Raw genomic sequence first — 23,625 nt, 5'->3', positions numbered from 1 at the left:
TTGCTTTATCGAAGTTTTGCAGGTCAGAACATGGTCTACCCACATCAATCACATCAGTCTCAGCGCTCGGCGGCCGAACGCATTGCCCTTGCAGCGGCAATTCGCGTCGGAACCGCGAAGTTGATCGGTCAATCCGAGGATGACCCCACCATTCGAGATTACGCCTACATCGGCGTGATCTACCGGGTGGGGATGTCCGTCTTCCGGCCCGGGGAGGTGACCGAATTTCGCCCCGTGGGAAAGATGGTGGTCGGCGACGACTTCGAGATTCGGGCGTCCTACGCGACGGAGGTGGGGTTGCCGGCAGTCTCAAACGCCGGCGTCTCGATTGAGCGGGAGCCCGAGACCCGCACCGCCGATTGGGGGTGCTGGTAGTGGCGACGTATTACTGGGGAGACGTCGAGGATCGCGCGGAAGAGTGTGCCCTGAGTCTTGGGGATACATACGCTGTTATCGACGCCATCGAGCTGAGCCACGCTCGGCCGCAAATCAAGCTGACGCGCCGAACTGCGGATTTCAACATTCTTCAGTATTACGACTGGCAGGGCTACCGCTATGAGGTGGAGCAGAGTCAGTTCCATGTGCGGCGGCTGAGGCGCGTCGCGGTGCTGGCTGAAGACGGCGCAGCGATGCCGGTCGTGCGGAGCCTGCTGCAGGAGCAGCGGGAGGCAGAACAAGCGGAGAGGATAAATGAAGAAGGCTGGGGCGCCTGGTGAAGGGGAGGAGTTCGAGATGATTGAGCGAATTTTGACCCTGGACGAGTTTGTGGGGCGGTCGTTTCTCCTTAGCGGTGTGGATTTCCAACGGTCCGGTGTAGCCGGCGATGCGCAGGAGTGCGCATTCGTCCTCGATGGGCAGACGTATGTGGCTCAGGAAGACCCCGACGATGGATACCGCTCAATGCTTCGGGATATCAGGCTCGACCCCGAGTGTCCTGTGCCAAACCGGTTTGAGCCCGTGCGGGTGCGGTGCGTGCGCGACCAGTCTCCAAGTGAGGACATCATCCATTTCATCAATCGCGAAACGCGGCGCGAGATTCTGACGCTCGGCACATCCAGGAGCGACAACTACTACCCGTCGTTTGTGGCGCGCTTTACCCCGGAGAACCTTCCGCACAACGCGCCGAAAGATCGAATTTTGGAACCCTCTGAATACCCCGCTGAGTGGGGAACTTGGTAAATGGAAATTATGAGCGAATACGAAATCAACTGGCTGGTCATCCTGAACGACGTGCTCGAAGGGTTCAGCCAAGGCATGGGCTTCTGCCTGGCGCTGCTGCTGTGCTACCTGATGGTCAGCCGCGCCAGCAAGAAGCCGAAGGGAGACGCTGGTGCGTAGCTGCGTGAAGTGCGGCGGACCGGTGCGTATGCAGGTGCAGGCCGTCGTGTCTGCGCCCGGCGAACTTGCGCACCAGCTATCGAAGCGGAACCTGCGCCGCAAGGACGTCCACTTGATGGGCGTGCTGTGGGAGACCGCCGACTTCATCTGCGTCAGCGACGCGTGCCGTCATGTGCAGGACGGCTATGGCAACTACGTCACCAAGCTCCAAAAGCGTGTGGACGAACTCGAGACACAGTTGCGTGCGGCCGGCGGCTAAGCGTCAATCCAAATTTCCCTACCTATAATAATCAACGCTGACTATCAGCGCGCTGCGACGGTTTGTCTGTAGTGGGCTGAAAGCCAATAACTGCGTGCGCCGAACCATTCAGCGCCGACTTTAAAAGAGAGATCATGAGCGAATTTTCCTGCCCTGTTGTTGAGGTTCGAATCGAGCCTCACCCGAACGCGGACGCGATCGAAATCGCTGTCGTGGGCGGCTTCCAGTCGATCGTGAAGAAGGGCCAGTTCCGCACGGGCGAGCACGTCGTCTACATCCCCGAAAACGCGCTGGTCCCCGAATGGCTCCTTCGCCACCTGGGCATGTATGACGATGTCGCCGGCAAGGGCCGCCTTGCGGGTTCGGGCGGCGACCGTGTCAAAGCGATCAAGCTGCGCGGCATCGTGTCGCAAGGGTTGATTGTGGGCACCATTCCCTACGGGCCGGGCAGCGTGCTGGTGGCTTCGACCCCTCACGAAGGCAACGAGGGTGCGGGCATCGTGGACGTGGGTGCAGACGCATCCTCCACCATGGGTGTCGTCAAGTATGAGCCCGTCGTGCCAGCCAGTATGGCGGGGCGCGCGATCGGCGCCGACCTGGACATCACCCACAAATACGACTTCGAGAACATCAAGAAGCACCCCGAACTGATCGAGGAGGGCCACCCGGTGGTCATGACCGAGAAGATCCACGGGACGCTGCTTCAGATCGTCGTGGTCCCCGAGTCCAAGGCGAACGACAAGTTCTACCGCCGCCGCGTGGCGATCACCAGCAAGGGCTTGGGCGGCCGCGGCATCCTGCTGGATCACGAGGACGAGGGCAACGTCTACGCCCAGGCGGTCAAGAAGCACGGGCTGCTGGACAAGATGCTGCTCAACTTCGGCGAATGGGCCGACCACGACTCCCTGCCGATCGCCATGTTCGGAGAGGTCTTCGGGAATGGCATCCAAGACCTCGGCTACGGGGCCTCGCTACAGTATCGCGCCTTCGACATCTGCGTGGGCGTGCGCGAGAACGCGAAGTTCCTCATCGACGCTGTGTTTGAGGAGCAGTGCAACAAGATGGGCGTGGCCCGCGCGCCGGTCCTCTATCGCGGCCCGTATGGCGCCCAGGCGCTCAACGACCACACCAACGGCAAATCCACCATCGGCGGGGACCACATCCGTGAGGGCGTGGTGGTGAAGTCGGCGGTCGGCGGCATTCATCCGCGCTACGGGCGAAAGATCGCGAAGAGCATCAGCGACGCCTATCTCCTGCGCAAGAACGCGACCGAATTCAACTAGGAGCCGCAATGGCACGAAAGATCACCGGCGCTGAGTTCAAGCGCTTCTACGCATCCGAAGACCCGAAGTTCTGGCCGCACGACGCCTATGTCGAAGGCATGGCCATCGAAATTGACGGCGTGGAATGTGACGACGTCGACCCTGAGAAGTTGGACGACGCAGCCACTGTGAAGATTGTCGCAGGCACGGTCATGTTGTCTGACGACCGCGAAATCTCGCTTCTGGGCAACTTCAACAAGTGGCGTCGCAGCCAGGGCGTGACCGTGGTCGCCGTCGAGGTGCCGACCGAGCGCTTGGAAGAACTGCGAGCCTGCGTCCGCCAGGTGGGTGCGCGGGTCGTCTGACCAAACTGCCGCCGGCGCGCTTAGCGCAATGCCGGCGGACCCAAACACAGGAGCTTGCATGAAGACATCCCAGGAATGGTGGGCCGAGGTCAAGGCCGACCCCGCCAAGTTCAACGACTGGCTGGTCAAGCAATACCGCGGCGAGGTGACCGCTGCGGAGCGCATCCGAGCCATAGCAACCCGCTTTCGCGTCAATGCCCGCATCCGCTGCACGCTCAACACGATCGCGGCTCAGGAGCAACTGCACGCGCAGTGGGTCCGGGAACTGCTAATCGCCCGCGGCATCCAGCCCGACGCGGTCGGCGCAGAGGAGCGCTACTGGAAGGCGGTCAAGCCGGCAATGGTCGATTTCTATGCCACCGCTGCAGTGGGCGCGCATGCCGAAGAAATGCGCCTTGAGCGCATCCGCGTAATCGTTGCCGACGAATCGGCGCCCCGGGACGTGGCCGCAGTCTTTCGCCGCATTCTCCCGCACGAAGTGTGGCATGCCAGCGCCTTCCGTGAGATGGCCGGCGAGGCGGCAATGAGCAACACCCAATACACCCATGAGCAGGGCCGCGCGCTGCTTGGGCTCGTCCACTAAGGCAGGGAAATGGCAAAGGGCAACTACGAAATTCCCTTCGACGAGAAGGGCAACCAGCTGGACTACCCGGGCTGGGGCTCCATCAATTGGCGCTCCAACCACACGTTCAAGGACACGCTGACCTACCAGTCCTATGGCCGCGGTCGCTCGGCTGTGACCTTCACCTTTGCCCGGTCCGACGGCCGGAAGGTGACGATGTTTGTGTCAGACCTGGACGACGTGGTGCGCCAGATGGTCGACGGCAAGATCGCCGGCGAGTTCACCTTCATCAAGCGCGGCCAGAACTATGGCTGCCGCCTGGTGGGCCCGGGTGAGGGCGCCGAAGTTTCGCACTGAAGATAACCACCTAGACAACAACCCAGCAAAACCATGCTCAACCACACGCTTCATGCAGCCGGCGCGCAGTCGCCGACGAAGGGGTTCTGACGATGATGATCGCCCGCGCCCTCCTTATGTTTCTCGTTTTCTTCGCCGTGATCTACAGCATCTTGCAGGTGCTCTCGATCCCGGTGAGGCGCCGCCAAGTGCTCAACATGAAGAGCGCCCGGAAATCCGCCCTTCTCATCACCTCGTGCGTCCTGGCCGCGCTCGTGGTGGCTTTCCTCCAAGTGGCCGACAAACTGTTCTAAGGATAAAAACAAGCATGAAACGACTCTTCGCTGCCCTGATGTTGGGCATGACCATGTTGCTGGCAGGCTGCGGCCAGATCAACGAGGGCAACGTCGGCGTCCGCACCAACCTGGGCGGCACGATCGATCAGAAGGCGCTGGGCACGGGCTTCTACCTGGCGGTGACGTCCTCCGTGGACGAGTTCACGACCAAGGAAGTGCAGGTGCCGTTCAAAGGACTGAAGCCCAAGGCGAGCGACAACCTGACACTGGACAAGCTGGACCTGGCGATCTACTACACCACCAACGGCGAGGCGATCCCCAAGTTCCAGTCGAGCAAGACCGGCATGTCCGCCAAGAAGGACGGCATCTACTACGCCGGCTACCGCCTGATCGAAAACATGGCCCTGGGAACCATCAACGATTCGGTGTCGCGATTCGAGAGCCTGAAACTGCATACGCAGCGCGACGGGTTGGAAAACGACATCAAGACGCGGCTTCAGGCCCAGTTGAACGAATCGGACCCGGGGTTCTTCACCATCACCCGCGTTGTGGTGAGCGTGCTGGACACCGATGACTCCGTGGAGCAGTCGATCCGCGAGAAGGTCCAGGCCGACATGCGTCTCGAAACCGCGACCAAGGAAGTCAAGATCAAGGAGCAGTTGGCCCTCGCGAACAAGGCTACCAACGTCGCCCTGACGCCGGAATTCCTGCAGTTGCGCTACATCGAGGCGATCACCGAATGCGCCAAGAACGCCGGTTGCACGCTGCTGGTTGATGGCACCCAATCGGGCAGCACCAGCAAGATCCTCAACGTCAGGTAAAGCGGTATCACACCGCACCGCATGACATAGCACCATCCGACCCTATACCGCGACCATAGCGGTATAGGGTTTTTCTGAGATCGAAACATGAGCACAACTGAAGACAGCCAAGTAGTCCCCGAGGTCGAGCAGGCGCCCCAACCGACGCGCGCCGAGCCCTTTCTCGCCACCATTCAGCCCGGTTCGCCACTCTTCGGCGCCATTACCTACGACGACGCCGTTCAGATCGTGGCGGAAGCTCGCGGCATGAACGAAGCCGCCGCGCGGGTGTTTCTGGATGCCGAGTTGAACGAGGGCGCGCTGTCGCTCTACGGTCCGGGCGGCACGCCCCTGCAGCCGGCCGAGTTCCGCAAGAGCCTGGAGAACGTGTGATGATTGGCTGCGGGCTCGACATTGAAACCACGGGCCTCGAGTGGTCGAAGGGGCACCGGATCATCGAAATCGCCATCATCGTCTACAACCTGACGACGCAGGCAGAGGTCGGGCGCTACGTGCAGCGCATCAACCCCGAGCGCCCGATCGACCCCAAGGCGCAAGAGGTCCACGGTATCAGCTTCGATGACGTCGCCCATTGCCCGACCTGGGACGAGGTGGGGCCGAAGGTGTCCAAGCTGCTTTCGCGGGTGCCAATTGCGGTCGCGCACAATGGGGAGGGGTTCGACATTCCGTTCATCAACAGCGAGCTGGCGCGCATCGGGCAGCCCGTCTGGACCGGCGTGCTGGTCGATACGCTGCTTCAAGGCCGCTGGGCAACGCCGCACGGGAAGATTCCCAACCTCGGCGAGCTCTGCTTTGCATGTGGCGTCGACTACGACCCCAGCTCCGCGCACGCAGCCGACTACGACGTGGAGCGCATGATGGCGTGCTACTTCGCCGCCTCGCCGCGGGGGTTCTTCACGATCCCCTCGGCTGCACTGAAGGAGGTGGCATGATCCTGCACACCCCTTCGCGGCGATGATGTTCGCCCTGGACAAGCACCGGACACAGGCGCGCAAATACACCGGTGACCCCTATGCGAGCCACCTCGCGGAAGTGGCGGGCATCGTCGCGACGGTCGCCGGCAATCCCGAGCGGGATATCTCCGTGGCCTGGCTGCATGACGTGCGCGAGGACCAGGGCGTCGGGAACGCGGAACTGGAGGAGCGCTTCGGCCTGGAAATCGCCAGGGGAGTCGCGCTTCTGTCGGATTTCGAAGAGGGGAACCGGGCGACCCGCAAAGCGCTGTCCCGCAATCGCCTCTCCTGCGCGCCCGGGTGGGTCCAAACCATCAAGTGCGCGGACCTCATCTCGAACACCAGCAGCATCGCGCTGCACGATCCGAAGTTCGCCGCGGTCTACCTGGAAGAGAAGCGCCTGCTGCTCGAAGTCCTGACCCGGGCGGATCCTCGCCTCTTGGCGCGCGCCCGGGATCAGGTCAGTCAGTTGCAGGGCTGCCCCGTATAATCTGCGCGGGCTTGGCTTTGCCGGGCCTATCTATGTGGGGCCGAGAGGCCTCTTGGAGGCGCACCGAAACGTGCGCCTCTTTTTTACTTCATTCTATAGTCAGCAATGACTGAAAAAGGTTTGCAAAATGGCCGCAAGAACGATCTTCTTTTTGCCGGCGGGAGACGTCTGCTCCCGTGCTCAAGTGCAGGACGTGCTGGACACCGCGAAAGCGGAAGATCGGCCCGATCCCTACGTCCACGACCAATACGATTGCGGCAAGTGGAAGGCAAAGCTGTCCACGAGCACGTTTCTCATCGTGAACAATGGGGTTCCCGCCGCGCACTGGAAGCCCTTCGAAGTGGATGTCGTGAACCGAATCACCACGGATTACGAAGGGCATAAGCTGCCCAAGCCGATCGAAACCCCTGACACGAGCGCGACCAAGTCCTTCCGCACCCTGGAAGAGGCGACGGCCTACTACCAGGACTTCCTTCTGCAGAACGGCGGCGCCAAGATCAGCAAGTCGGGCGAATTGGTGGTCAAGGGCAATCTGCTGGCCGCGAGCGGTGACGCGCCCCAGGTCGACGAGGACGATCCCGAGGCGGCAACGGTCGGGTGCTGGTGAGGCTATTGCGCCCGCAATAGGTCGATGCCACACAGCCCCGACAATGCTTTAGCGGCCACTTCAGCGGCTGACTGGGGCACTGTTGTAGGGTTCTTGTCCATGTAGGCATCGACAACTCCGAGCAGCGCGCGGCTGTTTAAACGGTCTGCGCACGTCTTCCAGGTCTTGTATAGCTGCGGTGAGTGGACATTAAGCGAAGCCGACAATCCATCGGCGACGCCAAGGACGTAGGTGAGGCGGAACAAATCGGCCTGCTTACTGAAGGAGTCGACGGAGATGAATGAAGCGCTTCGGGGCGTGTCGGCGGCGGCTCCTCCAATCAAGCCTGCCGCGAGCGCGGCGCATGCGATGGCGCGATATACAGGGGTCACAGGCACTCCATTTGACAGGTTTCGGCGGATTATGCCCCTGTTTCAGGGCGGGCAATTGAACGAATTAACCAGTTAGTCGCGCCTGAATCCCCTCTCTAAAGTTGATGCTGTAGCGAGACAAACGCGAACCTACCGACCACTTACGGAGAAATCATCATGACCATGACCGCCACCGCCGACGCCCAAGAAAACAGCGAACTGGCGCTCGAAGCGCTGCTGCAAGACCTGGGCGGGGACGCCGAGATCCTGCTCACCGAGGACGATGCGACCTCGCCTGTCGTTCCCGAGATGCCGGCGATCGAGCCGCTGGTGATGGCATCCGCCGAGCCCACCCCCGAGGTCGAGACGACGCCCGAAGCCGCCGCGCCGGAAGCTGCCGACGTAGAAGAGCCCGCGGCGAAGAAGGCACCGAAAGCGCCGGCCGCCCCGCGCAAGCACTACGCCAACAAGGTCGAGCGCATCACCGACAAGCTGGGCGCCGACCTGGGCGACTACATCGTGCTCGAGATGGCCGACGCGGTTCTCGAGGGCGCCGAGCTGCAGGCCAAGCAGAACGAGACCCTGGAAGCGATCAAGGCAGCGGGCGTGAAGGTCCAGAACCGCATCACGTTCGTGCTGGAGTTCATGGCAGGCCGCAGCGCGAAGCTGAACGACGTGCTCACCCTGGCGTTCAAGCTGCTCAAGGAAGAGGGCTCCATCACCGTGGGCGACGAGGGCAACCTGATCAGCGGCCTGGTCGCGGCGGGCAAAAAGATCAGCTCGGCACGGGCGATGGGCAACAACACCATCGCGGCGCTGCGCACGCTGAAGGTCATGTCGAAGGACGCGGACGGACGCTACGTGCCGAACGCGGAAAGCCTCGTGCTCGCCAAAATGAACTCGATGCTGACCTAAAAACAACCGCCGCCGACGGAAGGGGCGATAGAATCGCCCCTTTTTCACGTCGGAGGCAAACCATTGAGAAAACTTATATACGGCGCGCTCCTCGTAATGACCGCTGCCTTGTCGGGGTGCATGACTGCGCCGACCGCTCCCACTCCGAATGAGCTTGCCACGGCCGACTACGGCCGGGTGCCGACGGTTGCCGATGCCGAGCGCCTCGCCTTGCCATACTGGCGCGACCGCGCCCTGGACCCCGCCTCGATTGTGGTGCGAGTGACGGCGGGCCCGGCCCGGTGGTGGGTCCGCAACGGCCAAGGCCAGGCTGTCTACGGCCACCTGTTCGACATCCAGGTCAACGGCAAGAACACCTTTGGTGGCTACACTGGCTGGCAGCCGGGCCACATCCTGGTAAAGAACGGCCAACTGCTGTGGGCGTGGACGTATGACCCTAGTCGCCACGGAAACATGATGCTGGATGGCGACCTTCGGCGAATCCCCTAAAGACAACAGGCGCTGCAAAGCGCCTTCTTTTTAATTGCAGAAAATAGTTAGCGCTGACTATAATCCGGCCATAGCGATGTGCAGCCCCGCCGCAGTGCGGTGCCCAGAATTGCACCTATCGCAACATGACCGAGAGATCAGCAATGACCGCCCCAGCCGACGGCTTTTCCCCGCATTCGTCCGTATTCGCCCATGTCCATGCCAGCGCGGCGGGCGAGTTCGGCCACATCTACGTCCACTTCAACAATCTGCTGCCCGACGTCCGGCTCCATCACGGCGCCAGCTTGCGCGTGACGTCGCAGGCCAGCACGAAGAACTACGGCGACGACTCGGAGCGCGGCAAGGGCCACATCTACTGCCTGCGTTTCGGCCTGGTAGCGGAGGACGCGTGCCTCGCGGACGTGCAGGACGCGCTGAAGGTCATGACCCGGATCGAGCGCCGGCTGAAGAAGCTGGCCGAGAAGCACGGGTCCGTGCGCGGGGATTCCGACTTCGTGACCTTCGCGCTGCGCCACATCGCAGCCTCGGGCGTCGATTGGGTGGTGTTCAACGATCAGCTTGATCCCGTCCAAACCTGGCGCGACACGGCAGAGCTTCCCCGCACGCGCGCCACCCTCACGCACGAGGTGGGCGCGGGCTTGCAGCGTATCGCGGACAGGATGGTGGCGCGCTTCACGCGGGTCGCCGCATGAAGACCGAAGTCCTCGCGCCCAATGCGGCGCAGTTCGATTTGTGCGGCCGGAGGTTGACCCAGACCCTCAGAACCACGGATGCGTCCATCAAACCTGGCTTGGCCGCGCGCCTGCGGCATTACGCGCTTGGCGTTCTGGAGACGGCCGGGTTTATCGGCGCGGTCGAGGGCTGGACGCTTCTGGTCTACACCGTCGATGGCGATTTGCCGCCGTCGGAACGGAGCTACTGCGTGCGCCTCACGAACGCGCTGGGCGGCTACATCGAGGTGATCGGCATCCTCACCCGCCACGGATGGCCGACCGTGGACCACGGCCTTGACATCGGTGTGGGTGCCTGAAGCGCGCACCCAGAATTACCCCATCCCATCACTCAGGGCAACAACATGACCGAACCCGCCAAATATCTTCCGCTTGCCGAGCAGATTGCTACCCGCCTCGGCGCCAAGATCGACGAGTCCCAACTGCACGAGGACATATCGCGCTTCGCAATCAAGCTGCCGAGCATTCACCCTGAAGCAGAAATCCAACTGACCTTCGACGCCTGGAGGAGTTCGGGAAGGGTGAAAGTAATTCGACGCTATCCCAGGGGCGCCGACGGTTACGCGGGCTATCCGCGGAGCTGTTTGACAGCGGACCAGATCGGCGACCTGAACACGACCAGTGAAATCACGGCGGACCACTCTCGCCCGGCCGACAAGATTGCGGCCGATATCAGCCGAAAGCTGTTGAAGGATTTCGGTGAGTTGCTGACAAAGATGGCGGCAGCTCGCGCGGAGCGTGAAGACCGGGAAGCTCGAAACGACAGGATCTTCGCCGATATGTGCAATCTCGCCGGCGTGACGCGCCACTTGGATGTGCCTCCGCATCGCCGGCGGGACGACCGGTCGTTTCACCAATACAACTCCGGCGCGAGTTCGATCAAGTGTGACGTCCGCTATGACGGAAAGGTGATGCTGGAACTTAGCCACCTGAAACCCGGGCTCGCGGCGCAACTCATCAAGCTGGTGCGCGCCTCGATCGTGGAGCAGCAATGATCGCCCTCTACATCGTGCCCGCCTGGAGCGACCAGGCCGGGCAGTGCCGGATCGTGCGCCGCGACGGTCCCCTGGTGGGGACCGCACGCGAATCCTACCGCCGGGATCCGACCGCGTGGCGGGAGGTTGGTCTCATGAACTCCCGCGGCGAGCTCGTCTGCTTTGACGGTCCGTCCGAGCAACTGCAGGAGCTGCGCGACTGCGCGCCCCTGGCGGCAGGGTTGGAACTGCGTTTTCCCGACTCTGACGCGCCTGCACCGCGCGCCCACACTGACTAAATCGACAACCAAGCGGGATTCGCATCATGCAAACCACCTATCACTTCCACGAAGACCCCGGCCACGCCTGGCTGGAGGTCAAGCGCGCCGAGCTCGTGCGCCTGAACCTGATTGGGCAGATCAGCGGCTTTTCCTATCAGCGCGGCGACTCCGTCTATCTGGAGGAAGACTGCGATGCCAGCCTCTTCATCAGCGAGAAGCGCAAGCGCGGCGAAGAAATCCGCTTCACCGACAGCCACACCAATCACAGCAGCCCGATCCGCTCCTACGACCGCTACAGCGCCGAGCAGGTGCCCGCATGAGCGCCCGCTATCGCGAAACCATCGTCGATGAGGTGGTGGCTGGCCTGTGCCTGCGCTGGGCCTTGTCGCCCGGCTATGCCGACCTTCTTCAGCAGTTCGTGGCCCGCGCGCCCGGCATGCCCTTCATCGGCGATTACACGCTGCACGGGGCGACGCCGGTCGAGAGCGCCATCATCAACGACGTGCTGTGCAAAGGCATCAGCATGTCGGAGCTGCGGGAGGGGCTGTTGCGCAAGTGTGACGCCGTCGTTGCCTATAACACCGATCGCGCCAATGGTGCGCACGCCGCCAAAGCGCCATGACCACGATCGCAACGAAGGACCTGGAAGGCACCGCCCTGGATTGGGCGGTGGCTAAGGCGAGCCACGGCATGCGCACGCAGCAGATAAAGGCGAACGGGCCGGTCCACATTGTGCGCATGTCCGGCGCGTGCGACCCGCTGCCCTACGCCCCATCGACCGATTGGTCGCAGGCCGGGCCGATCATCGAGCGGGAGAACATCAGCACCCGCGCGCCTAAGACGTTCTGGCCCAGGTGGAGCGCGTGTATCTACGTTGCCGGTCCCCGCGGTATGGGCATGAATGGAACCCACCAGATGGATGGGGCGACGCCGCTGGTGGCCGCGATGCGCTGCTACGTCGCGAGCCGACTGGGCGAGACGGTCGAGATCCCCGCGTCCATCGCGCGGTGAACAGAATAGACCCATCGAAACACGACACCGAACAGGGGCAGAAAAATGGACTGGATCATCACCCTCGACCACCTCGAAGACACGCTGCAAGGCGCCGGCCAACACGCGGCCAAGCGCGAAATTCAGGACGCGAAGGGCCGCGAAGCCCAGCATGTCCTGGTGGGCGAATACCTGGCCGCGCACGGACACCGGATGCCGTTCGAGTTCCGCCTGCTGGACGACGATGGCGGGATCTATTACACGGGCCGCTGCGGGGATCTGGACCAGGCCGACGGCGACCACGCTTTCGCGCCGCTCGACTGGGCCGAGTCCGGGAGCGGCTGCACCGAGATGCAATACCGCCGTCTGGGTGAAACCGAGTGGAAGACGCTTTGAAGATCCACATTCACGAGCTCGGGCAGTGGACGCGCAGCGAGTGCGGCACGTCCTCGACCCGCGCGCCCGACACTGTGCGGTCCTACGACAGCATCGCGGCGATCCCCCATCCGTTCGACCGCGATCAGGTCGAGTGGATGGTCAAGATGGGCCTGCGGTCGGTGACGTGTGGCGCGACCGTTTACGAAGTAAGGGAGGAGCCATGATCCGCGTGCGTCTGATCGAGTTCTCATTCAAGGAAGGCCAGTTCGGCGGCGTGTTCGACCCGCCCCGCAAGTTTCTGACCTTCGCCGACGCTCAGCACCAGCTCCTGCTGTGGGCGTCCTTCGCGCCCCTCGGCGGCGCCTACGACAAGATCGACTTCAAGGTCACTTGGTCGGACGGCGAAACCTACACCGGTCGCTACGACCTGGTCCACAGCAGTGTCGCGATGCCCAGCCTGCAGGGGCACATCCGCGGGAGCCTCGAGTTCTACGCGGGCATCGCCCGTCCTGCGCATCTGTCTGACGATAGATACCGGGCAGTCGTGAACCGTGACCCCGAGACGAGAGCGCAGGCAGAAGCGTTTCTCGCCACCTACGCACTGGAGGACTTGTGAGAACTCTGACCATTTTTGCACTGGTGATGGCGGCGACCGCCGCGCACGCCGGAGACAACGACCGCCGGCGTGACGCCGAGGTGAACTACGTCGGCGCCGGCCGCTACCACTGCACCGGTGACAGCGCGACGTGCGCCCTGGTGCGCCAGGGCAACGACAACCTCGAAGCCAACCGCAGGCTCGAGCGGGAAGGGCGCGAAGCGCGTAGGGCAGAGCGCGAGCGCGATTCGTGGGCAGCCGACCGCCGCCTGCTCAACGAGGACCGGGACCGCCCCGGCCGCTGGCGGTAATCCCCACGACGGGGAAACCATTCCGAACATACACATGGGCCGGCCCGCCGGGCGGCCAACAGGGAGCGTTTCAGGTGAAACAGGTATTGCACGAAGAGGGCAGCCGCCCCATCAAGATTTGGACGTCCGACATCGAGGACGAGGCACTGCAGCAGGCGAAGAATCTCGCGCGCCTGCCTTTCATCGCCGGCAACGGCGTGGCGCTGATGCCCGATGTCCACGCGGGGAAGGGCTCGACCATCGGCTCGGTCATCGCGACCGACAAGGCGATCATCCCCGCCGCGGTGGGCGTCGATATCGGCTGCGGCATGAATGCGGTGCGGCTCTCGCTGAAGGCGTCCGACCTGCCGGACTCCCTGGTGGCAATTCGCAACCAGATCGAGCGGGACGTTCCGCTTGGTGCTGGTGGGGCGCACAAAACAGCCAGTGATGCTGTGATTCGCAATGCAGGCCGCCTCCCCGCAAGCACTCACCTGAATAAGATTTTTGATGGTCTGTATAAGGAAAGGGGTGAGGGCTACGAGAGAGCGCATCTGAAAGCATGCCAGCAACTGGGCACGCTGGGCAGCGGCAACCACTTCATCGAGCTTTGCCTCGACGAGAACCAGGACGTGTGGATCATGCTGCACTCCGGATCGCGCGGCATCGGCAACATGATCGGCTCCTACTACATCGAGAAGGCCAAGCGCCGGATGGAGGGGCACTTCATCCACCTGCCTGACACCGACCTGGCCTATATCCCCGAGGACACCGACGACTTCCGCGACTACATGGACGCGGTCGAGTGGGCCCAGGCGTATGCCCTGGAGAACCGCCAAGTCATGATGGAACGGGTGATCGCGGCGCTGCGCCGACACATTCCCATCGACTTCACCATCACCCAGGAAGCGATCAACTGCCATCACAACTACGTCGCCCGCGAGAACCACTATGGCAAGAACTTGTGGGTGACCCGCAAGGGCGCCATCCGGGCGCGGGAAGGTGACCTGGGCATCATCCCCGGCTCGATGGGCCAGCGCTCTTACATCGTGCGCGGCAAGGGCAATGCCGACTCGTATTGCTCGTGCTCCCACGGCGCCGGCCGGCGCATGTCCCGGGCGAAGGCGCGCAAGCTTTTCAACCTGGACGACCTGAAGGCTCAGACCGAGGGCGTCGAATGCCGCAAGGACGACGCGGTGCTGGACGAGATTCCCGGTGCCTACAAATCGATCGACGAGGTCATGGCGAACCAGACCGACCTGATCGATGTGGTCCATGTCCTGAAGCAGGTGCTCTGCGTGAAGGGCGCCTGATGCTCTACCACGTCGTTTATTCGCACGAGAGCGGCTTCGGCTGGGTCGCTATGACGCTGCCCAATGGTATCCAATCCGTCGCGCAGCTTGAGCAGGTTCAGGCACGGATTTGCGAGGAGATGTCCGTCAAGAGTGCGCTCGTCATGGGTTGGCAACCCTACGACGGCCAGGAGGGTGCCTGATGAGCACAGTCAAATCCGCAGAAGAGCGCTGCGAAGCCGCCGTCGAGATTGCCTATCGGTATGGAAGCATCGATGGCGCGCACCATAAAACGTGGGTGATCGACCAGATGTGCCGCGCGCTGCTTGGCGACGGATATGAGGCATTCGTTGCCCGTTGCCGCGATGGCGACGACGGCCCTGACACCTATGACTACGACGTGGGGATCGCCCCGTGACGGACGAAAAGACACCTTGGAACCCGAGCCGCCGCGCGACCGCCCGCGTTCCGCTCCCTCACATGCCCGCGCCGACTTCGTGCCCGCACTGCGGCGCCGGGGTGGAGCTGGTCAAGAACAGCTTCATCTACGCGGGCAAGGAATACGGTGATTGGCCCTGGGTCTACGTCTGCTCGGAGCTGGGCTCCACCTGCGACGCATACGTCGGGCTGCACCCCTTCACCGCGATACCGCTGGGCACGCTTGCCAACGCGGAGGAACGGGAATACCGCAAGCGGGCGAAGAGCTTGTTTAACCCATGCTGGGAAGCGGGGCCGATAAAGGAGCGCTTCCAGCGTCGAACCGCCGCCTACGCATGGCTGGCCGAAGCAATGGGTATCCCCGTTGCTGAATGCCACTTTGGCATGTTCAACGTCGCCCGCTGCCAAGCTGCAATCGACATTCTGCGAGACAGACGCTTACTGCTGCTCGCCCACTTGAAGGACTGGAAGGTCACCTAATGGAACTCAAACGCTACCTCTACACCGCTGAGGTCAAGTCCGCCAGCGGACACCAGGTTTTCTACATCGACGCCGTAAGCCGCGAGGAGGCGGATGCCCGCGCCAAGGCAGGGAAGTCTGATGGCATCCACTCTGAAGAAGTGATGGTTGTCGACCTGCACGAGCTGGACTTCACCGGGGAGACATCCACGAACGACTACGGCGACTACCCGGAGATGGCGCCGGAGTCGGCCACCACACCTGCGCACAGCGCGCCGGACGAGGCGCAGAAGGTCTACCACTTCGAGCAGCGCAGCCGCTTCGGCCCGTGGATCGAAGTCGAGCAGCCCACGAAACGTTCCGTCGAGTTCGTGCAGCGTGCCTCCGCTCCCGCGCCAGGCAATGCGCTGAACCGGCTGGTGGCCGAGAAATTCACCAGCGGCAACGCCATTCCGGTCGAGCGCATCACAATCACGCGCGCCGACTACGACGCTGCCCTTTCCGCCTCTCAGCAGCAGGGAGGAGCGTGATGCGGCACAACCTCGTAGCAGGACACAACGTCGACCGAATCGACGTGGCGGCCGGCTTGCGCGAACTCGCGGCCGCAGGCTACGTCGAGTTGAAAACCACTCTGGCGATCGAGTTTGCGCTTATGCGGTGGCAGCGCGGCGAGGAGGAACAGGCAGAGCGCGGCGCGATCGACCCCGACTTTTACGGCATCGACCTCACCTCTTGGCGACGCGTTCTGGCGGCTGCCCGTGCCGCCGCGGAAAACCACATCTAACGACCACAACAGAAAATGCAACAACTGAACGAAAGTCATGCCCCGGTCCCGTTTGACGGCTACTCACACGGGCCGATATCGCCCATCTTTGACCATATGGGCCGCGTCGTCGGGCAAACCTTGGCAACGCAGCGCAAGGGCGAGGACACGCCTACCGTGTGGTTTCGATCGGCACGGGCGGACGGTTGGGCGCCCTGGCGGGTCACGGACCCGTTGCCGGCGGCGCGCGCCCCTGTCGCTGGTGAGGCGCTGGGATGGCGGGTGCGCGAACGACGCGGTCGTGACGGTGAATTGCTGGATTGCTTCGTTGAAGCGCCTGCCGCCCCTGGGATGGCATACGCGCAGGAAGTCCTGGGCGATGACTACGCGAAGGCGCAGGGCGGCATCGAAGGCAAGCTGAAACACTGTCAGATGATCGTCGCGTGGGCCAACGGCTCGCGGCAATGCGAGGCGTGATGAAAGTCCTGTTCCTCGATATCGACGGAGTCCTGAACAGCACCCGGTCCGCCGCGGCATTCGGCGGCTGCCCGTGGCCCCGCAATCGAAACATGGCCGGCGACTGGGAGAAGTTCGATCAGGTCGCCGTCAAGCTGATGGCGCGCCTGGTGCAGGAAACCGAGGCCCACGTCGTTCTCAGCTCCACATGGCGGATTGGCATGGACCAAGAGCGCGCCACTGAGCTTGGCGACTTCCTGGGCTATGTCATCAGCAGCGCAACGCCGGGCGGCGGCGGGGAACGCGGTCCGCAAATCAAGCAATGGCTGGACGAACACCCCGGCGTTGAGAAGTTCGTCATCGTTGACGACGACTCCGACATGCTGCCCGAGCAGCTACCCCACTTCGTCAAGGTGGATCCCCGGATCGGCCTGACCTACCAGAACTACAAGGATGCGAAGGAGCTGCTGTCATGACTCAACTGAACGACACCATCCGCGCCGTATTCCTGGCACACGGTTTCACGATCAAGGACGGGCAGACCGACCTGAAGCCCTACGTGTATGAAGCCGCGCACGCCCTGCTATCCACTCTGCGCGCCCAGTTAACCGATGAACGCGCGGAGCACGTCGAGACGCTGCGGCGCATGCGAGCGGACTACAAGCCCAGCGATGGCCCGATGAGCGCATTGAAGGCTGCCGCCCTGGATGCCGCATTGTCCGCCCTGGCGAGCGCCCCTGTAGCCGGGGAGGCGGTGGCGTGGATGGCAAAGCCCGTTATGAGTAGCGGGAGAGGATCAACGACTGTTTTCTGCTCCGACCGCCGCTTGGCGGACCAGTGGGATTATGGCGGGCACCCAGAGTTTGGCCGGATGATCGTGACCCCGCTCTATGCGGAGCCACATGCCAGCAAGAAGCCGCACGAGGTTGCCGAACTGATAAATAAGCTTCGGGATATCGCGATCCAGTTCCACGGCTCGCAGCAGCTTCGCGAACGCATCGCCCAAGAGCTGCGGCCACTGTTCGCGCCCCAGGCCAGCAAGGCGCCGCGCGCTTGATTGGTCACCCATGAAGCAGGCCCCGAAAGGGGCCTTTTCTTTGCCTGCGAACAGGGCCGGGCGCGGTTGCGCAAAATAGTCATCGCTAAACACTAAATCCCGCCGCTTCATGTCACTGGTCTCGATCCTTGCATTCTTCTTTTCCCCGCGTGCCTTGCTCATCGTGGCCGCTGTTGTGGCGCTCAGCGTCTGGGTGTCGATGAACGACGACGCCTGAATGTCGCACCCACAATACACAAATCGGTTCATCGCTGCACCCGTTAGAAATAATCAGCGATGACTAACAATTTTATGTAGAATGGCGGCATTCATGGAACAGACCTTCGGATTTCAAATGAAGAACGGTGACACCCTGCGCGTCAGCGCAGAAAACCTGACCGACGCTATGTCCGAGGTGCTGGACATGCTAGGCGTGACCCTGGTGAGCGGGAAGCTCAGCCCCCGCCCGACCGCGTCCGAATTCCCCATCACCGCGAATGTCCTGACCCCGAACTTCGGAGGCCGCGCATGAGCACCGTCGTCACGCGCCGGCCCATCTATGGCCGCAATGGCGCCGCCTCCAAGACTGGGTATTGGCTCGACGCCTCCATCGACGGCGGTGTGCCCATCGGCTTCGTCCGAATCTACCTGGCCGCCAACACAGCCAGGTCGCGGGTGCCGCATCCCGAACTCGTGGCGCTGGCCGCCAAGATCGACGCCGCGGTTCTGCCCGAGCCGAAATCGGAAAAGCTGCTGGACGACGACCAGCGAGAGCGCCTGGTCAAAGCGTGTGCCGACAAGGTCGTCGATGCCCTGCGCAAGGACCGCGAGTTGGCGCTCGAGGCCGCGATGGAAGGCCGCATCGGGCTGGATGAGATGTCCGACGCCGACCTCATCGACTACGCCTGGGACTGCTGGGGCATCAAGCACGGCGAGATCACCGTCGGCGCCGATCCGCAGCCCGTCTAAAGATTTTCAACCCCGCCAACCAAAGAGGATCTTCTCAAAATGGCAAAACGCATTTCCGGCTACCAGGCCACCGATGGCTCGTTCTTTCAGAAGCGCGCCGAAGCTGACAAGCACGACCTGACGCTGTTCCGCAAAGCGCGGGTCGAGGCGCTGGTCGCCGACTCGGGCGCGAAAGTGGTGGACAGCACCGGCGCTGACATGCCGCTGCGCGAATACCTGATGAAGAACGCCGATGCGATTCTGACCGCGCTGACCTTCGCCAAACCCACCATCAAGCGCCCGCGCAAGGCCAAGACCGAAGGCGCCGGCCTGGCCGCGGCCTAAGCACCACGCTGTGGGCGCCTGATCTGGGTGCCCACAATCAACCCATCGAAACAACGCAAGCGAGCGCACGATGTTCGACCTTCACTTGGCACGCCCCTATCCCGAACCGGGGTTCCGATTTCAGCTCTGGGAGTCATATCGCACCCTGGCCGGCGACTGGGTGCGCATCGTGGAGGTCCACGAACAGTTTCGCGGATACGAGACCGTGCGCGGCGACGACTCCCCCGATCCCGAACTGGGCTGGCGCTACAACCGCTCGACCCAGAACTCGGACATGGGGCGCTGCACGGGCTCCGCGCACGACTTCTCGGACCCGCGCAATCTGATTCCGTGGACGCCGCAGATGCGCTTCTTGCTCAGCTACAGCACCGGCGTCGTCACGCACATCCGCGCGCATTCGCTCAAGGACGCGATGAAGCAGGCGGAACTGCGCTGCACGGCCTGCATGGGTGACGCGACGCTGCTGGAAGCGGGCACCTACAAGGCAGTGGCCGACATCCACTACGCCGGCGGGGTCCGCAATTCGACAGGGGATCTAGTCTGGGTCGCAATTGCGCGGCCCGTCAAATAACGGAGCAAGGAACGTGGCAAAGGCATTCAACAAGGAACAGCTTCAGATCATGATCGAGATGCTCCAAGAAGCTCAAAGGGATATCAGAGCGAAGCGGAACGGCTCGATTTGCCCGCGGCTGTGGAACATGGCGGCGAGCGGTCATGCCGCGAAGGGTGAGCTGGGTCGCTACCTGACCGACTGGATATCTCAGATGCTGCTGGGCCACGCTTTCCTCGAAGACTGGCTTGCCCGCAAGGGCTACATCAGCTACGGCGTCGCAACCGAGTCGCATTGGGAAAACCGAGTCGCATGGATCGACTGGATGGTCGGCGAGCTTGAAAGTGAGGTGCGCGCGCTGGACGCCGCGGCTGCCGCGAAGCAAACGCCCGACGAGCGGTTTCGCATCGCAGCCTGAAGGAGAGCAGGATGAACACTGAACCCCGCGACACCCACATCATCGCCGCCGGCTCGCCCTTGGAGGGCTTCGCCTACTTCGGCCCGTTCAAGGACTGGCAATCGGCTGACAACTCAACGATCGGCAATGACGACACCTGGGTCATCAAGCTGGACAACGAGGGCCAGAAGGACAGCGACGTCGCCGGCCTGGATCCGAACGGCACGCACATCGTCGTGGTCATGAGCCTTGGCGGGTTCAGCCACTACGGCCCGTTCGGCGACGCCGACCAGGCGATCGACTACGCGGAAGGCTTGGAAGGCGACTGGAGCATCGCCGAACTGCAGGCCGCCGAGTAAGGCCGGCGGCCCGGCCTGGATCAACAACTTCACTTAGGAGATTCCCATGAAAGGCGTTACCGCAACCGTCGAAGGACGAGACCTCGTCCTGCGCATCAATCTGGACCAAGACTTCGGCCCCTCCAGCAGTGGCAAAACCAACTTCATCGGCACGACCGGCGGCTTCGTCAAGCTGGACAGCGAACCGGGCGTCAGCTTCGGGCTGAACGTGGTGCGCAAGGGTCCGAAGCCGGCCACCGCGGCGCCTGAGCCCGCCAAGCCGGCGATCGAAACGCTCAGCGTTTGAGCGGGGCACCCGGGCCCGGCGGCCGGCAGCTTCTGGTGATCCAGGTGCTGTCGACTGACGGCGAGTTCCACCTTGGGCCGTTTCACGACGAGGCAGAGGCTCACGCCTTCGCCGCGGCCGAGGGGATCACCGGCTACTCGGTCGAGCAAGTGGGCGAGCCACGGGGTGAAGTCGAAGATTCACCCATCGACGATTGAACAGGGGCAGCACTGGGCGCCCGAGCCAAAGCCCAGTGACCAAAGCAAAGCGCTACCGGGCGCCACCTTCTGAGCAGGGGCGGCGACGGCGACGCTCACGCCTCCGCGGGGCGCTTTGCTTTGGTTTCCGATGAGTGAACCTATCGAAGCATCACGGCAGGAGCCGACATGACACAAGATGAACTGCAGGCAGCGCACAAGGCGATGACCGATCGGCTGCTTCCTTACTTGCGCCCCAATCTCGGCGCCGAAGATCAGGAGCGGTGGGAGAGCATCACCGAGGACATCGCGCAGTTCCTTAATGAGAGCGGTTATGTCCTGCAGCGCGGGGACATGGTGTGCTGGGAGCATGGAACGCTCATCGGCGACCCGAGTTTGGAACTGACGGTGAGAACGGACCTCGGGCTTTCCGAGTCTGCATGGGAATCGCTTGCGGAAGCTGACAAGGCGCGCCACCAGACGAACTGGATCTACGGTGCTGCTGGTGCCTGAACCCCGTGCCCAGAATAGCTACATCGAAACAACGCACCGGGAAGCGAAATGACCGCGACCAACCAAACGACAGTCTCCGACGCCCGCAAGGGCGAGCTCCAAGCGAAGGGGTATTGGATCGAAGACATGGGCGCCGTATGGGGCGCCGACTTCAAGGGTCGCTACCGCTGGATGCTGTCGACGATCCCGGTCGCTTGCTCGGAGCGCGGCGAGTTGCTCGACTGGGGCGAGGAAGCCTATTCGGTTGAGGAAGCCTGGTCGCTTGCGGATGAGGCTGCGCAGGAGGCTTGCGAATGAAAGCCCTCAAGTCGCTCTACGCCAAGCTTCCGCGCGACACGCGCAAGTTCATCGAGAAGCTGTTTTCGCCCTACGTGGTCATCGTCCACGACGTGGATTTGAAGCGCAAGGTCGTTCACTACGCCCGCACGCTGAAAGATGCCCGCGAATGGGGCCAATGCTACGGGGTGATGGACCGCGTAACCGTCTATCACGACTGTATTTTCTGCGGCCGTCGCCGCGTCGCAACTGAAGTGGATTGCTAATCATGAAAACCTGCGAAATCGAAGTGAGCACGGGCTCCATTCACAAATTCCTGAACGCGCTCGAAGAGAACGACTCGGGCTATTCCTTTGTGCGAGCGCCGGGCTGCGAGGGCAGTTCCACCTCCAAGGTTGAGTTGGAGCTCTGGGTCGATAACGAGCGCGATCCGATGCGCGTCACGCTCCACCCCGATGGAACGTGGTCGGCGACCAGTGAACTGATCGTGAGCAAGGAGGACTGAATAATGAGAACCGAAATCCTTTCCCAGCACACCGCGCAGAAGTGCGCCGCCCTCCTGGCAGCAGCCGAGAAGGGCCTGACCTTTGCCTCCTTTGCCGCTGCCGGGCTGCACGAGGTCAAGCACACCGAAAAGATGCTCCTGGTCGATCCGGTGAACGACGACCCTTGGATCTTCATCGCGCCGGACACGCGCTTCGTGTTCGATTCCATCCCGCACAGCGGGACCGATCACCTGCGCCAGCGCACGAACGCAAGCCTGTGTTTCGAGCGCCTGGCGGAGCAGGAGGCACGAGCGGCCGGCGCTTCGCATCGAGTGGGGCTGTGACCATGACCGCCAAGACGGATGATCTTCGGATCGACTTCTGCATGACCCTTCGCATCAAGGACGAGGCCGCGTTTCGACAGGCCGCATACGTGCGAGCGCTTGAGGAGCTGGGCGGTGACGAGACTCAGGCGAGTGAATACCTTGATGAGGATCTGACCTCCATCGGCCAGTGCGCAATCATGCTGCTCGATCCAGGTTCGCTTCAGCCGCATTGGGGCGCCGAAATCCAAGATAGCCACGCGGAGTCTTTCTAGCATGAAGGCCACCACCGAAAAGGTCTGGTATACCGCGGCGAACGCTTGGGGCCGCGACGAGAGGGTCTGCAGGCAGGACTTCGTCGTCGAGGAGTCGGACGTCAATCGGGTGTTGGACCATCACCTGGGCTTTCGCCATCGCACCTACCAAGTGCGGCACTCGGATATCGGGCGCACGCGCACGGTCTACACGAATGGCACCGGCTGGACCTGCTGGGTCTTCCAAGGGCAAGGACAGCAATGAAAACCTACTCCCAAACCGCCATCACCGGCGACGAGTGGCGAACCATCGAAGAGGTGATGGAATTCTGTGAGATCACCCCGAAGGAGGAGATTCGCGTCAGGCAGTTGCTTGAGATCCGCGCCCGGGACACCAGCTTGCCCTTTCGTGCCTACCACGCTGCGCACGTGGCGTGCGCCCAGGTAGTGCGGGAGCGCACCAGCAAGCCCCAAGAAGGAGCGAAGTGATGGACGAGATCCTCAACTACATGAAGCACCGCGGCTGGCGCGAGGACGGGCAGGTCATCCGCAGCCCCAAGAATGACGTCTTCGGCTCGTGGAGCGAAGCGATCACTGCCTGCATCTACCTGGCGGACCTTTGATGTCGCCACGCATCTGGTTTTCAACGCCTTTCCCACACGGGAGGCACACAATCCCCGCAACAACCAAAGGATCGGGAAATGAGTCAAGAAGGGAAGTTTTGGGCCTCGCTGTGGGCGCTGGCGGCAATCTGCCTGATCGCCGGGATCGGCGCACTCTGGAGCTACAACGCGAATCGTGACCGGCAGGTGGCGGAAATGGTCAAGGCTGGTGCTGACCCGATCTACTCCGCCTGCTCGCTGGGAAGCCTTCGCGATACGACCTGCTCGCTATATTTCGCGGGGGACCGCGCACGTTAAGCGACGACATTCCTCCCCAAGGGAGGACTCTCACGGATGGGGGAAGTTGAGCCCCCCCCCCCAGCGG

At 62.6% G+C, this 23,625-nt stretch carries 56 protein-coding genes; 55 read left to right on the top strand and 1 reads right to left on the bottom strand.

The features are described from left to right. The first annotated feature begins 30 nt into the window (after positions 1 to 30). The 15 genes from ACNPP0_RS27215 to ACNPP0_RS27145 all read left to right on the top strand — a co-directional run bounded on the left by ACNPP0_RS27215 (position 31) and on the right by ACNPP0_RS27145 (position 7,289). Complete coding sequence (locus ACNPP0_RS27215; RefSeq protein WP_448707585.1) at positions 31 to 375, top strand: hypothetical protein; 345 nt, start codon at positions 31 to 33, stop codon at positions 373 to 375. Continuing rightward, complete coding sequence (locus ACNPP0_RS27210; protein WP_448707584.1) at positions 375 to 716, top strand: hypothetical protein; 342 nt, start codon at positions 375 to 377, stop codon at positions 714 to 716. Before ACNPP0_RS27215 ends, ACNPP0_RS27210 begins: the two co-directional genes overlap by 1 nt. Continuing rightward, positions 691 to 1,179 carry a hypothetical protein gene (locus ACNPP0_RS27205; protein ID WP_448707583.1) on the top strand — a complete coding sequence of 163 codons (489 nt, stop codon included), beginning with the start codon at positions 691 to 693 and terminating at the stop codon, positions 1,177 to 1,179. The genes ACNPP0_RS27210 and ACNPP0_RS27205 overlap by 26 nt, the downstream gene beginning before the upstream one ends. Continuing rightward, positions 1,180 to 1,338 carry a hypothetical protein gene (locus ACNPP0_RS27200; RefSeq protein ID WP_448707582.1) on the top strand — a complete coding sequence of 53 codons (159 nt, stop codon included), beginning with the start codon at positions 1,180 to 1,182 and terminating at the stop codon, positions 1,336 to 1,338. Between the two features lie 28 nt (positions 1,339 to 1,366). After that, positions 1,367 to 1,597, top strand: coding sequence for a hypothetical protein (locus ACNPP0_RS27195; protein ID WP_448707581.1), 231 nt, complete (start codon positions 1,367 to 1,369; stop codon positions 1,595 to 1,597). Positions 1,598 to 1,731: 134 nt separating this feature from the next. Continuing rightward, positions 1,732 to 2,880: an RNA ligase (ATP) gene (locus ACNPP0_RS27190; protein ID WP_448707580.1), complete on the top strand. Its 1,149-nt coding sequence runs from the start codon at positions 1,732 to 1,734 to the stop codon at positions 2,878 to 2,880. A gap of 8 nt (positions 2,881 to 2,888) precedes the next feature. Next, positions 2,889 to 3,224, top strand: a complete 336-nt coding sequence (locus ACNPP0_RS27185; RefSeq protein ID WP_448707579.1) for a hypothetical protein — start codon at positions 2,889 to 2,891, stop codon at positions 3,222 to 3,224. Positions 3,225 to 3,282: 58 nt separating this feature from the next. Beyond that, a complete protein-coding gene (locus ACNPP0_RS27180) occupies positions 3,283 to 3,807 on the top strand; it encodes a ferritin family protein (RefSeq protein ID WP_448707578.1) in 525 nt (174 codons plus the stop codon). A 9-nt stretch (positions 3,808 to 3,816) separates the two neighbouring features. Then, on the top strand, positions 3,817 to 4,143 hold the full coding sequence (locus tag ACNPP0_RS27175) for a hypothetical protein (RefSeq protein ID WP_448707577.1): 327 nt from the start codon (positions 3,817 to 3,819) through the stop codon (positions 4,141 to 4,143). Positions 4,144 to 4,235: 92 nt separating this feature from the next. After that, positions 4,236 to 4,436, top strand: a complete 201-nt coding sequence (locus ACNPP0_RS27170) for a hypothetical protein (protein ID WP_448707576.1) — start codon at positions 4,236 to 4,238, stop codon at positions 4,434 to 4,436. A 14-nt stretch (positions 4,437 to 4,450) separates the two neighbouring features. Then, the gene (locus tag ACNPP0_RS27165) at positions 4,451 to 5,239 is read left to right on the top strand and encodes an SPFH domain-containing protein (protein ID WP_448707575.1); all 789 of its coding nucleotides are present in this window, start codon (positions 4,451 to 4,453) and stop codon (positions 5,237 to 5,239) included. A gap of 87 nt (positions 5,240 to 5,326) precedes the next feature. After that, complete coding sequence (locus tag ACNPP0_RS27160) at positions 5,327 to 5,611, top strand: hypothetical protein (protein ID WP_448707574.1); 285 nt, start codon at positions 5,327 to 5,329, stop codon at positions 5,609 to 5,611. Further along, positions 5,611 to 6,171 carry a 3'-5' exonuclease gene (locus ACNPP0_RS27155; protein ID WP_448707688.1) on the top strand — a complete coding sequence of 187 codons (561 nt, stop codon included), beginning with the start codon at positions 5,611 to 5,613 and terminating at the stop codon, positions 6,169 to 6,171. The genes ACNPP0_RS27160 and ACNPP0_RS27155 overlap by 1 nt, the downstream gene beginning before the upstream one ends. A 25-nt stretch (positions 6,172 to 6,196) precedes the next feature. Next, positions 6,197 to 6,682, top strand: a complete 486-nt coding sequence (locus tag ACNPP0_RS27150) for an HD domain-containing protein (RefSeq protein WP_448707573.1) — start codon at positions 6,197 to 6,199, stop codon at positions 6,680 to 6,682. Positions 6,683 to 6,809: 127 nt separating this feature from the next. Beyond that, complete coding sequence (locus ACNPP0_RS27145) at positions 6,810 to 7,289, top strand: hypothetical protein (protein ID WP_448707572.1); 480 nt, start codon at positions 6,810 to 6,812, stop codon at positions 7,287 to 7,289. Positions 7,290 to 7,291: 2 nt separating this feature from the next. Here the strand turns inward: ACNPP0_RS27145 and ACNPP0_RS27140 are convergent, their stop codons facing one another. Then, positions 7,292 to 7,660 (bottom strand): Rap1a family protein, encoded by a 369-nt coding sequence (locus ACNPP0_RS27140; protein ID WP_448707571.1) that lies wholly within the window; start codon positions 7,658 to 7,660, stop codon positions 7,292 to 7,294. A 156-nt stretch (positions 7,661 to 7,816) separates the two neighbouring features. Here ACNPP0_RS27140 and ACNPP0_RS27135 point away from each other — a divergent pair, with 156 nt between their 5' ends. The 40 genes from ACNPP0_RS27135 (at position 7,817) to ACNPP0_RS26940 (ending at position 23,558) form a co-directional block, all read left to right on the top strand. Continuing rightward, positions 7,817 to 8,554 carry a hypothetical protein gene (locus ACNPP0_RS27135; RefSeq protein WP_448707570.1) on the top strand — a complete coding sequence of 246 codons (738 nt, stop codon included), beginning with the start codon at positions 7,817 to 7,819 and terminating at the stop codon, positions 8,552 to 8,554. Positions 8,555 to 8,674: 120 nt separating this feature from the next. Beyond that, positions 8,675 to 9,043 (top strand): hypothetical protein, encoded by a 369-nt coding sequence (locus ACNPP0_RS27130; RefSeq protein WP_448707569.1) that lies wholly within the window; start codon positions 8,675 to 8,677, stop codon positions 9,041 to 9,043. Positions 9,044 to 9,186: 143 nt separating this feature from the next. Next, the gene (locus tag ACNPP0_RS27125; RefSeq protein ID WP_448707568.1) at positions 9,187 to 9,735 is read left to right on the top strand and encodes a hypothetical protein; all 549 of its coding nucleotides are present in this window, start codon (positions 9,187 to 9,189) and stop codon (positions 9,733 to 9,735) included. Continuing rightward, positions 9,732 to 10,073 carry a hypothetical protein gene (locus tag ACNPP0_RS27120; RefSeq protein WP_448707567.1) on the top strand — a complete coding sequence of 114 codons (342 nt, stop codon included), beginning with the start codon at positions 9,732 to 9,734 and terminating at the stop codon, positions 10,071 to 10,073. The genes ACNPP0_RS27125 and ACNPP0_RS27120 overlap by 4 nt, the downstream gene beginning before the upstream one ends. Positions 10,074 to 10,118: 45 nt before the next feature. Continuing rightward, positions 10,119 to 10,769: a hypothetical protein gene (locus ACNPP0_RS27115; RefSeq protein WP_448707566.1), complete on the top strand. Its 651-nt coding sequence runs from the start codon at positions 10,119 to 10,121 to the stop codon at positions 10,767 to 10,769. Continuing rightward, entirely contained in the window at positions 10,766 to 11,047 is a 282-nt protein-coding gene (locus ACNPP0_RS27110; protein ID WP_448707565.1) for a hypothetical protein, read from the top strand. Before ACNPP0_RS27115 ends, ACNPP0_RS27110 begins: the two co-directional genes overlap by 4 nt. Positions 11,048 to 11,073: 26 nt before the next feature. After that, positions 11,074 to 11,349: a hypothetical protein gene (locus ACNPP0_RS27105; protein ID WP_448707564.1), complete on the top strand. Its 276-nt coding sequence runs from the start codon at positions 11,074 to 11,076 to the stop codon at positions 11,347 to 11,349. After that, positions 11,346 to 11,651: a hypothetical protein gene (locus ACNPP0_RS27100; RefSeq protein ID WP_448707562.1), complete on the top strand. Its 306-nt coding sequence runs from the start codon at positions 11,346 to 11,348 to the stop codon at positions 11,649 to 11,651. Before ACNPP0_RS27105 ends, ACNPP0_RS27100 begins: the two co-directional genes overlap by 4 nt. Then, on the top strand, positions 11,648 to 12,040 hold the full coding sequence (locus tag ACNPP0_RS27095) for a phage protein NinX family protein (protein ID WP_448707561.1): 393 nt from the start codon (positions 11,648 to 11,650) through the stop codon (positions 12,038 to 12,040). The genes ACNPP0_RS27100 and ACNPP0_RS27095 overlap by 4 nt, the downstream gene beginning before the upstream one ends. 45 nt (positions 12,041 to 12,085) lie before the next feature. Next, complete coding sequence (locus ACNPP0_RS27090) at positions 12,086 to 12,415, top strand: hypothetical protein (protein ID WP_448707559.1); 330 nt, start codon at positions 12,086 to 12,088, stop codon at positions 12,413 to 12,415. Next, the gene (locus ACNPP0_RS27085) at positions 12,412 to 12,621 is read left to right on the top strand and encodes a hypothetical protein (protein ID WP_448707558.1); all 210 of its coding nucleotides are present in this window, start codon (positions 12,412 to 12,414) and stop codon (positions 12,619 to 12,621) included. The genes ACNPP0_RS27090 and ACNPP0_RS27085 overlap by 4 nt, the downstream gene beginning before the upstream one ends. Continuing rightward, complete coding sequence (locus ACNPP0_RS27080) at positions 12,618 to 13,013, top strand: hypothetical protein (RefSeq protein ID WP_448707557.1); 396 nt, start codon at positions 12,618 to 12,620, stop codon at positions 13,011 to 13,013. The genes ACNPP0_RS27085 and ACNPP0_RS27080 overlap by 4 nt, the downstream gene beginning before the upstream one ends. Then, on the top strand, positions 13,010 to 13,303 hold the full coding sequence (locus ACNPP0_RS27075) for a hypothetical protein (protein WP_448707556.1): 294 nt from the start codon (positions 13,010 to 13,012) through the stop codon (positions 13,301 to 13,303). Before ACNPP0_RS27080 ends, ACNPP0_RS27075 begins: the two co-directional genes overlap by 4 nt. A gap of 74 nt (positions 13,304 to 13,377) precedes the next feature. Next, entirely contained in the window at positions 13,378 to 14,595 is a 1,218-nt protein-coding gene (locus ACNPP0_RS27070; protein WP_448707555.1) for an RtcB family protein, read from the top strand. Then, positions 14,595 to 14,777, top strand: a complete 183-nt coding sequence (locus tag ACNPP0_RS27065; RefSeq protein ID WP_448707554.1) for a hypothetical protein — start codon at positions 14,595 to 14,597, stop codon at positions 14,775 to 14,777. Before ACNPP0_RS27070 ends, ACNPP0_RS27065 begins: the two co-directional genes overlap by 1 nt. After that, the gene (locus ACNPP0_RS27060) at positions 14,777 to 14,992 is read left to right on the top strand and encodes a hypothetical protein (RefSeq protein WP_448707553.1); all 216 of its coding nucleotides are present in this window, start codon (positions 14,777 to 14,779) and stop codon (positions 14,990 to 14,992) included. The genes ACNPP0_RS27065 and ACNPP0_RS27060 overlap by 1 nt, the downstream gene beginning before the upstream one ends. After that, positions 14,989 to 15,492, top strand: a complete 504-nt coding sequence (locus ACNPP0_RS27055) for a zinc-finger-containing protein (protein ID WP_448707552.1) — start codon at positions 14,989 to 14,991, stop codon at positions 15,490 to 15,492. The genes ACNPP0_RS27060 and ACNPP0_RS27055 overlap by 4 nt, the downstream gene beginning before the upstream one ends. Further along, on the top strand, positions 15,492 to 16,001 hold the full coding sequence (locus ACNPP0_RS27050) for a hypothetical protein (RefSeq protein WP_448707551.1): 510 nt from the start codon (positions 15,492 to 15,494) through the stop codon (positions 15,999 to 16,001). Before ACNPP0_RS27055 ends, ACNPP0_RS27050 begins: the two co-directional genes overlap by 1 nt. Then, positions 16,001 to 16,255 (top strand): hypothetical protein, encoded by a 255-nt coding sequence (locus ACNPP0_RS27045; RefSeq protein WP_448707549.1) that lies wholly within the window; start codon positions 16,001 to 16,003, stop codon positions 16,253 to 16,255. Before ACNPP0_RS27050 ends, ACNPP0_RS27045 begins: the two co-directional genes overlap by 1 nt. A gap of 96 nt (positions 16,256 to 16,351) precedes the next feature. After that, a complete protein-coding gene (locus ACNPP0_RS27040; protein ID WP_448707547.1) occupies positions 16,352 to 16,711 on the top strand; it encodes a hypothetical protein in 360 nt (119 codons plus the stop codon). Further along, entirely contained in the window at positions 16,711 to 17,166 is a 456-nt protein-coding gene (locus tag ACNPP0_RS27035; RefSeq protein ID WP_448707546.1) for an HAD domain-containing protein, read from the top strand. The genes ACNPP0_RS27040 and ACNPP0_RS27035 overlap by 1 nt, the downstream gene beginning before the upstream one ends. After that, positions 17,163 to 17,747 carry a hypothetical protein gene (locus ACNPP0_RS27030; RefSeq protein ID WP_448707545.1) on the top strand — a complete coding sequence of 195 codons (585 nt, stop codon included), beginning with the start codon at positions 17,163 to 17,165 and terminating at the stop codon, positions 17,745 to 17,747. Before ACNPP0_RS27035 ends, ACNPP0_RS27030 begins: the two co-directional genes overlap by 4 nt. Positions 17,748 to 18,057: 310 nt before the next feature. Continuing rightward, positions 18,058 to 18,258: a hypothetical protein gene (locus ACNPP0_RS27025; RefSeq protein ID WP_448707544.1), complete on the top strand. Its 201-nt coding sequence runs from the start codon at positions 18,058 to 18,060 to the stop codon at positions 18,256 to 18,258. Continuing rightward, positions 18,255 to 18,695, top strand: a complete 441-nt coding sequence (locus ACNPP0_RS27020; protein ID WP_448707543.1) for a hypothetical protein — start codon at positions 18,255 to 18,257, stop codon at positions 18,693 to 18,695. The genes ACNPP0_RS27025 and ACNPP0_RS27020 overlap by 4 nt, the downstream gene beginning before the upstream one ends. A gap of 39 nt (positions 18,696 to 18,734) precedes the next feature. Next, a complete protein-coding gene (locus ACNPP0_RS27015) occupies positions 18,735 to 19,019 on the top strand; it encodes a hypothetical protein (protein WP_448707541.1) in 285 nt (94 codons plus the stop codon). 70 nt (positions 19,020 to 19,089) lie between these two features. Then, complete coding sequence (locus ACNPP0_RS27010) at positions 19,090 to 19,590, top strand: hypothetical protein (RefSeq protein ID WP_448707540.1); 501 nt, start codon at positions 19,090 to 19,092, stop codon at positions 19,588 to 19,590. A gap of 13 nt (positions 19,591 to 19,603) precedes the next feature. Continuing rightward, complete coding sequence (locus tag ACNPP0_RS27005; protein ID WP_448707538.1) at positions 19,604 to 19,987, top strand: hypothetical protein; 384 nt, start codon at positions 19,604 to 19,606, stop codon at positions 19,985 to 19,987. Positions 19,988 to 19,998: 11 nt separating this feature from the next. Next, complete coding sequence (locus ACNPP0_RS27000) at positions 19,999 to 20,325, top strand: hypothetical protein (RefSeq protein WP_448707537.1); 327 nt, start codon at positions 19,999 to 20,001, stop codon at positions 20,323 to 20,325. A gap of 46 nt (positions 20,326 to 20,371) precedes the next feature. Beyond that, positions 20,372 to 20,611, top strand: a complete 240-nt coding sequence (locus tag ACNPP0_RS26995; RefSeq protein WP_448707536.1) for a hypothetical protein — start codon at positions 20,372 to 20,374, stop codon at positions 20,609 to 20,611. Positions 20,612 to 20,646: 35 nt separating this feature from the next. After that, the gene (locus tag ACNPP0_RS26990) at positions 20,647 to 20,808 is read left to right on the top strand and encodes a hypothetical protein (protein ID WP_448707535.1); all 162 of its coding nucleotides are present in this window, start codon (positions 20,647 to 20,649) and stop codon (positions 20,806 to 20,808) included. A 168-nt stretch (positions 20,809 to 20,976) separates the two neighbouring features. Further along, positions 20,977 to 21,300, top strand: coding sequence for a hypothetical protein (locus ACNPP0_RS26985; protein ID WP_448707534.1), 324 nt, complete (start codon positions 20,977 to 20,979; stop codon positions 21,298 to 21,300). 48 nt (positions 21,301 to 21,348) lie between these two features. Next, complete coding sequence (locus ACNPP0_RS26980) at positions 21,349 to 21,597, top strand: hypothetical protein (RefSeq protein ID WP_448707533.1); 249 nt, start codon at positions 21,349 to 21,351, stop codon at positions 21,595 to 21,597. Further along, positions 21,594 to 21,842: a hypothetical protein gene (locus ACNPP0_RS26975; RefSeq protein WP_448707532.1), complete on the top strand. Its 249-nt coding sequence runs from the start codon at positions 21,594 to 21,596 to the stop codon at positions 21,840 to 21,842. Before ACNPP0_RS26980 ends, ACNPP0_RS26975 begins: the two co-directional genes overlap by 4 nt. A 2-nt stretch (positions 21,843 to 21,844) precedes the next feature. Then, entirely contained in the window at positions 21,845 to 22,081 is a 237-nt protein-coding gene (locus ACNPP0_RS26970) for a hypothetical protein (RefSeq protein ID WP_448707531.1), read from the top strand. Between the two features lie 3 nt (positions 22,082 to 22,084). Continuing rightward, entirely contained in the window at positions 22,085 to 22,405 is a 321-nt protein-coding gene (locus ACNPP0_RS26965) for a hypothetical protein (RefSeq protein ID WP_448707530.1), read from the top strand. A 2-nt stretch (positions 22,406 to 22,407) separates the two neighbouring features. Continuing rightward, a complete protein-coding gene (locus ACNPP0_RS26960) occupies positions 22,408 to 22,659 on the top strand; it encodes a hypothetical protein (RefSeq protein WP_448707529.1) in 252 nt (83 codons plus the stop codon). 1 nt (position 22,660) lies between these two features. Then, a complete protein-coding gene (locus ACNPP0_RS26955) occupies positions 22,661 to 22,903 on the top strand; it encodes a hypothetical protein (protein ID WP_448707528.1) in 243 nt (80 codons plus the stop codon). Beyond that, on the top strand, positions 22,900 to 23,127 hold the full coding sequence (locus ACNPP0_RS26950) for a hypothetical protein (RefSeq protein WP_448707527.1): 228 nt from the start codon (positions 22,900 to 22,902) through the stop codon (positions 23,125 to 23,127). The genes ACNPP0_RS26955 and ACNPP0_RS26950 overlap by 4 nt, the downstream gene beginning before the upstream one ends. Further along, positions 23,127 to 23,261: a hypothetical protein gene (locus ACNPP0_RS26945; protein WP_448707526.1), complete on the top strand. Its 135-nt coding sequence runs from the start codon at positions 23,127 to 23,129 to the stop codon at positions 23,259 to 23,261. Before ACNPP0_RS26950 ends, ACNPP0_RS26945 begins: the two co-directional genes overlap by 1 nt. A 78-nt stretch (positions 23,262 to 23,339) precedes the next feature. Beyond that, entirely contained in the window at positions 23,340 to 23,558 is a 219-nt protein-coding gene (locus tag ACNPP0_RS26940; RefSeq protein WP_448707525.1) for a hypothetical protein, read from the top strand. The last annotated feature ends 67 nt before the right edge of the window (positions 23,559 to 23,625 follow it).

The organism is Achromobacter semiaridum (genome assembly GCF_053543755.1).
Note: the sequence above shows the minus strand (reverse complement) of the source record. Positions and strands in the feature narration are given on the sequence as shown.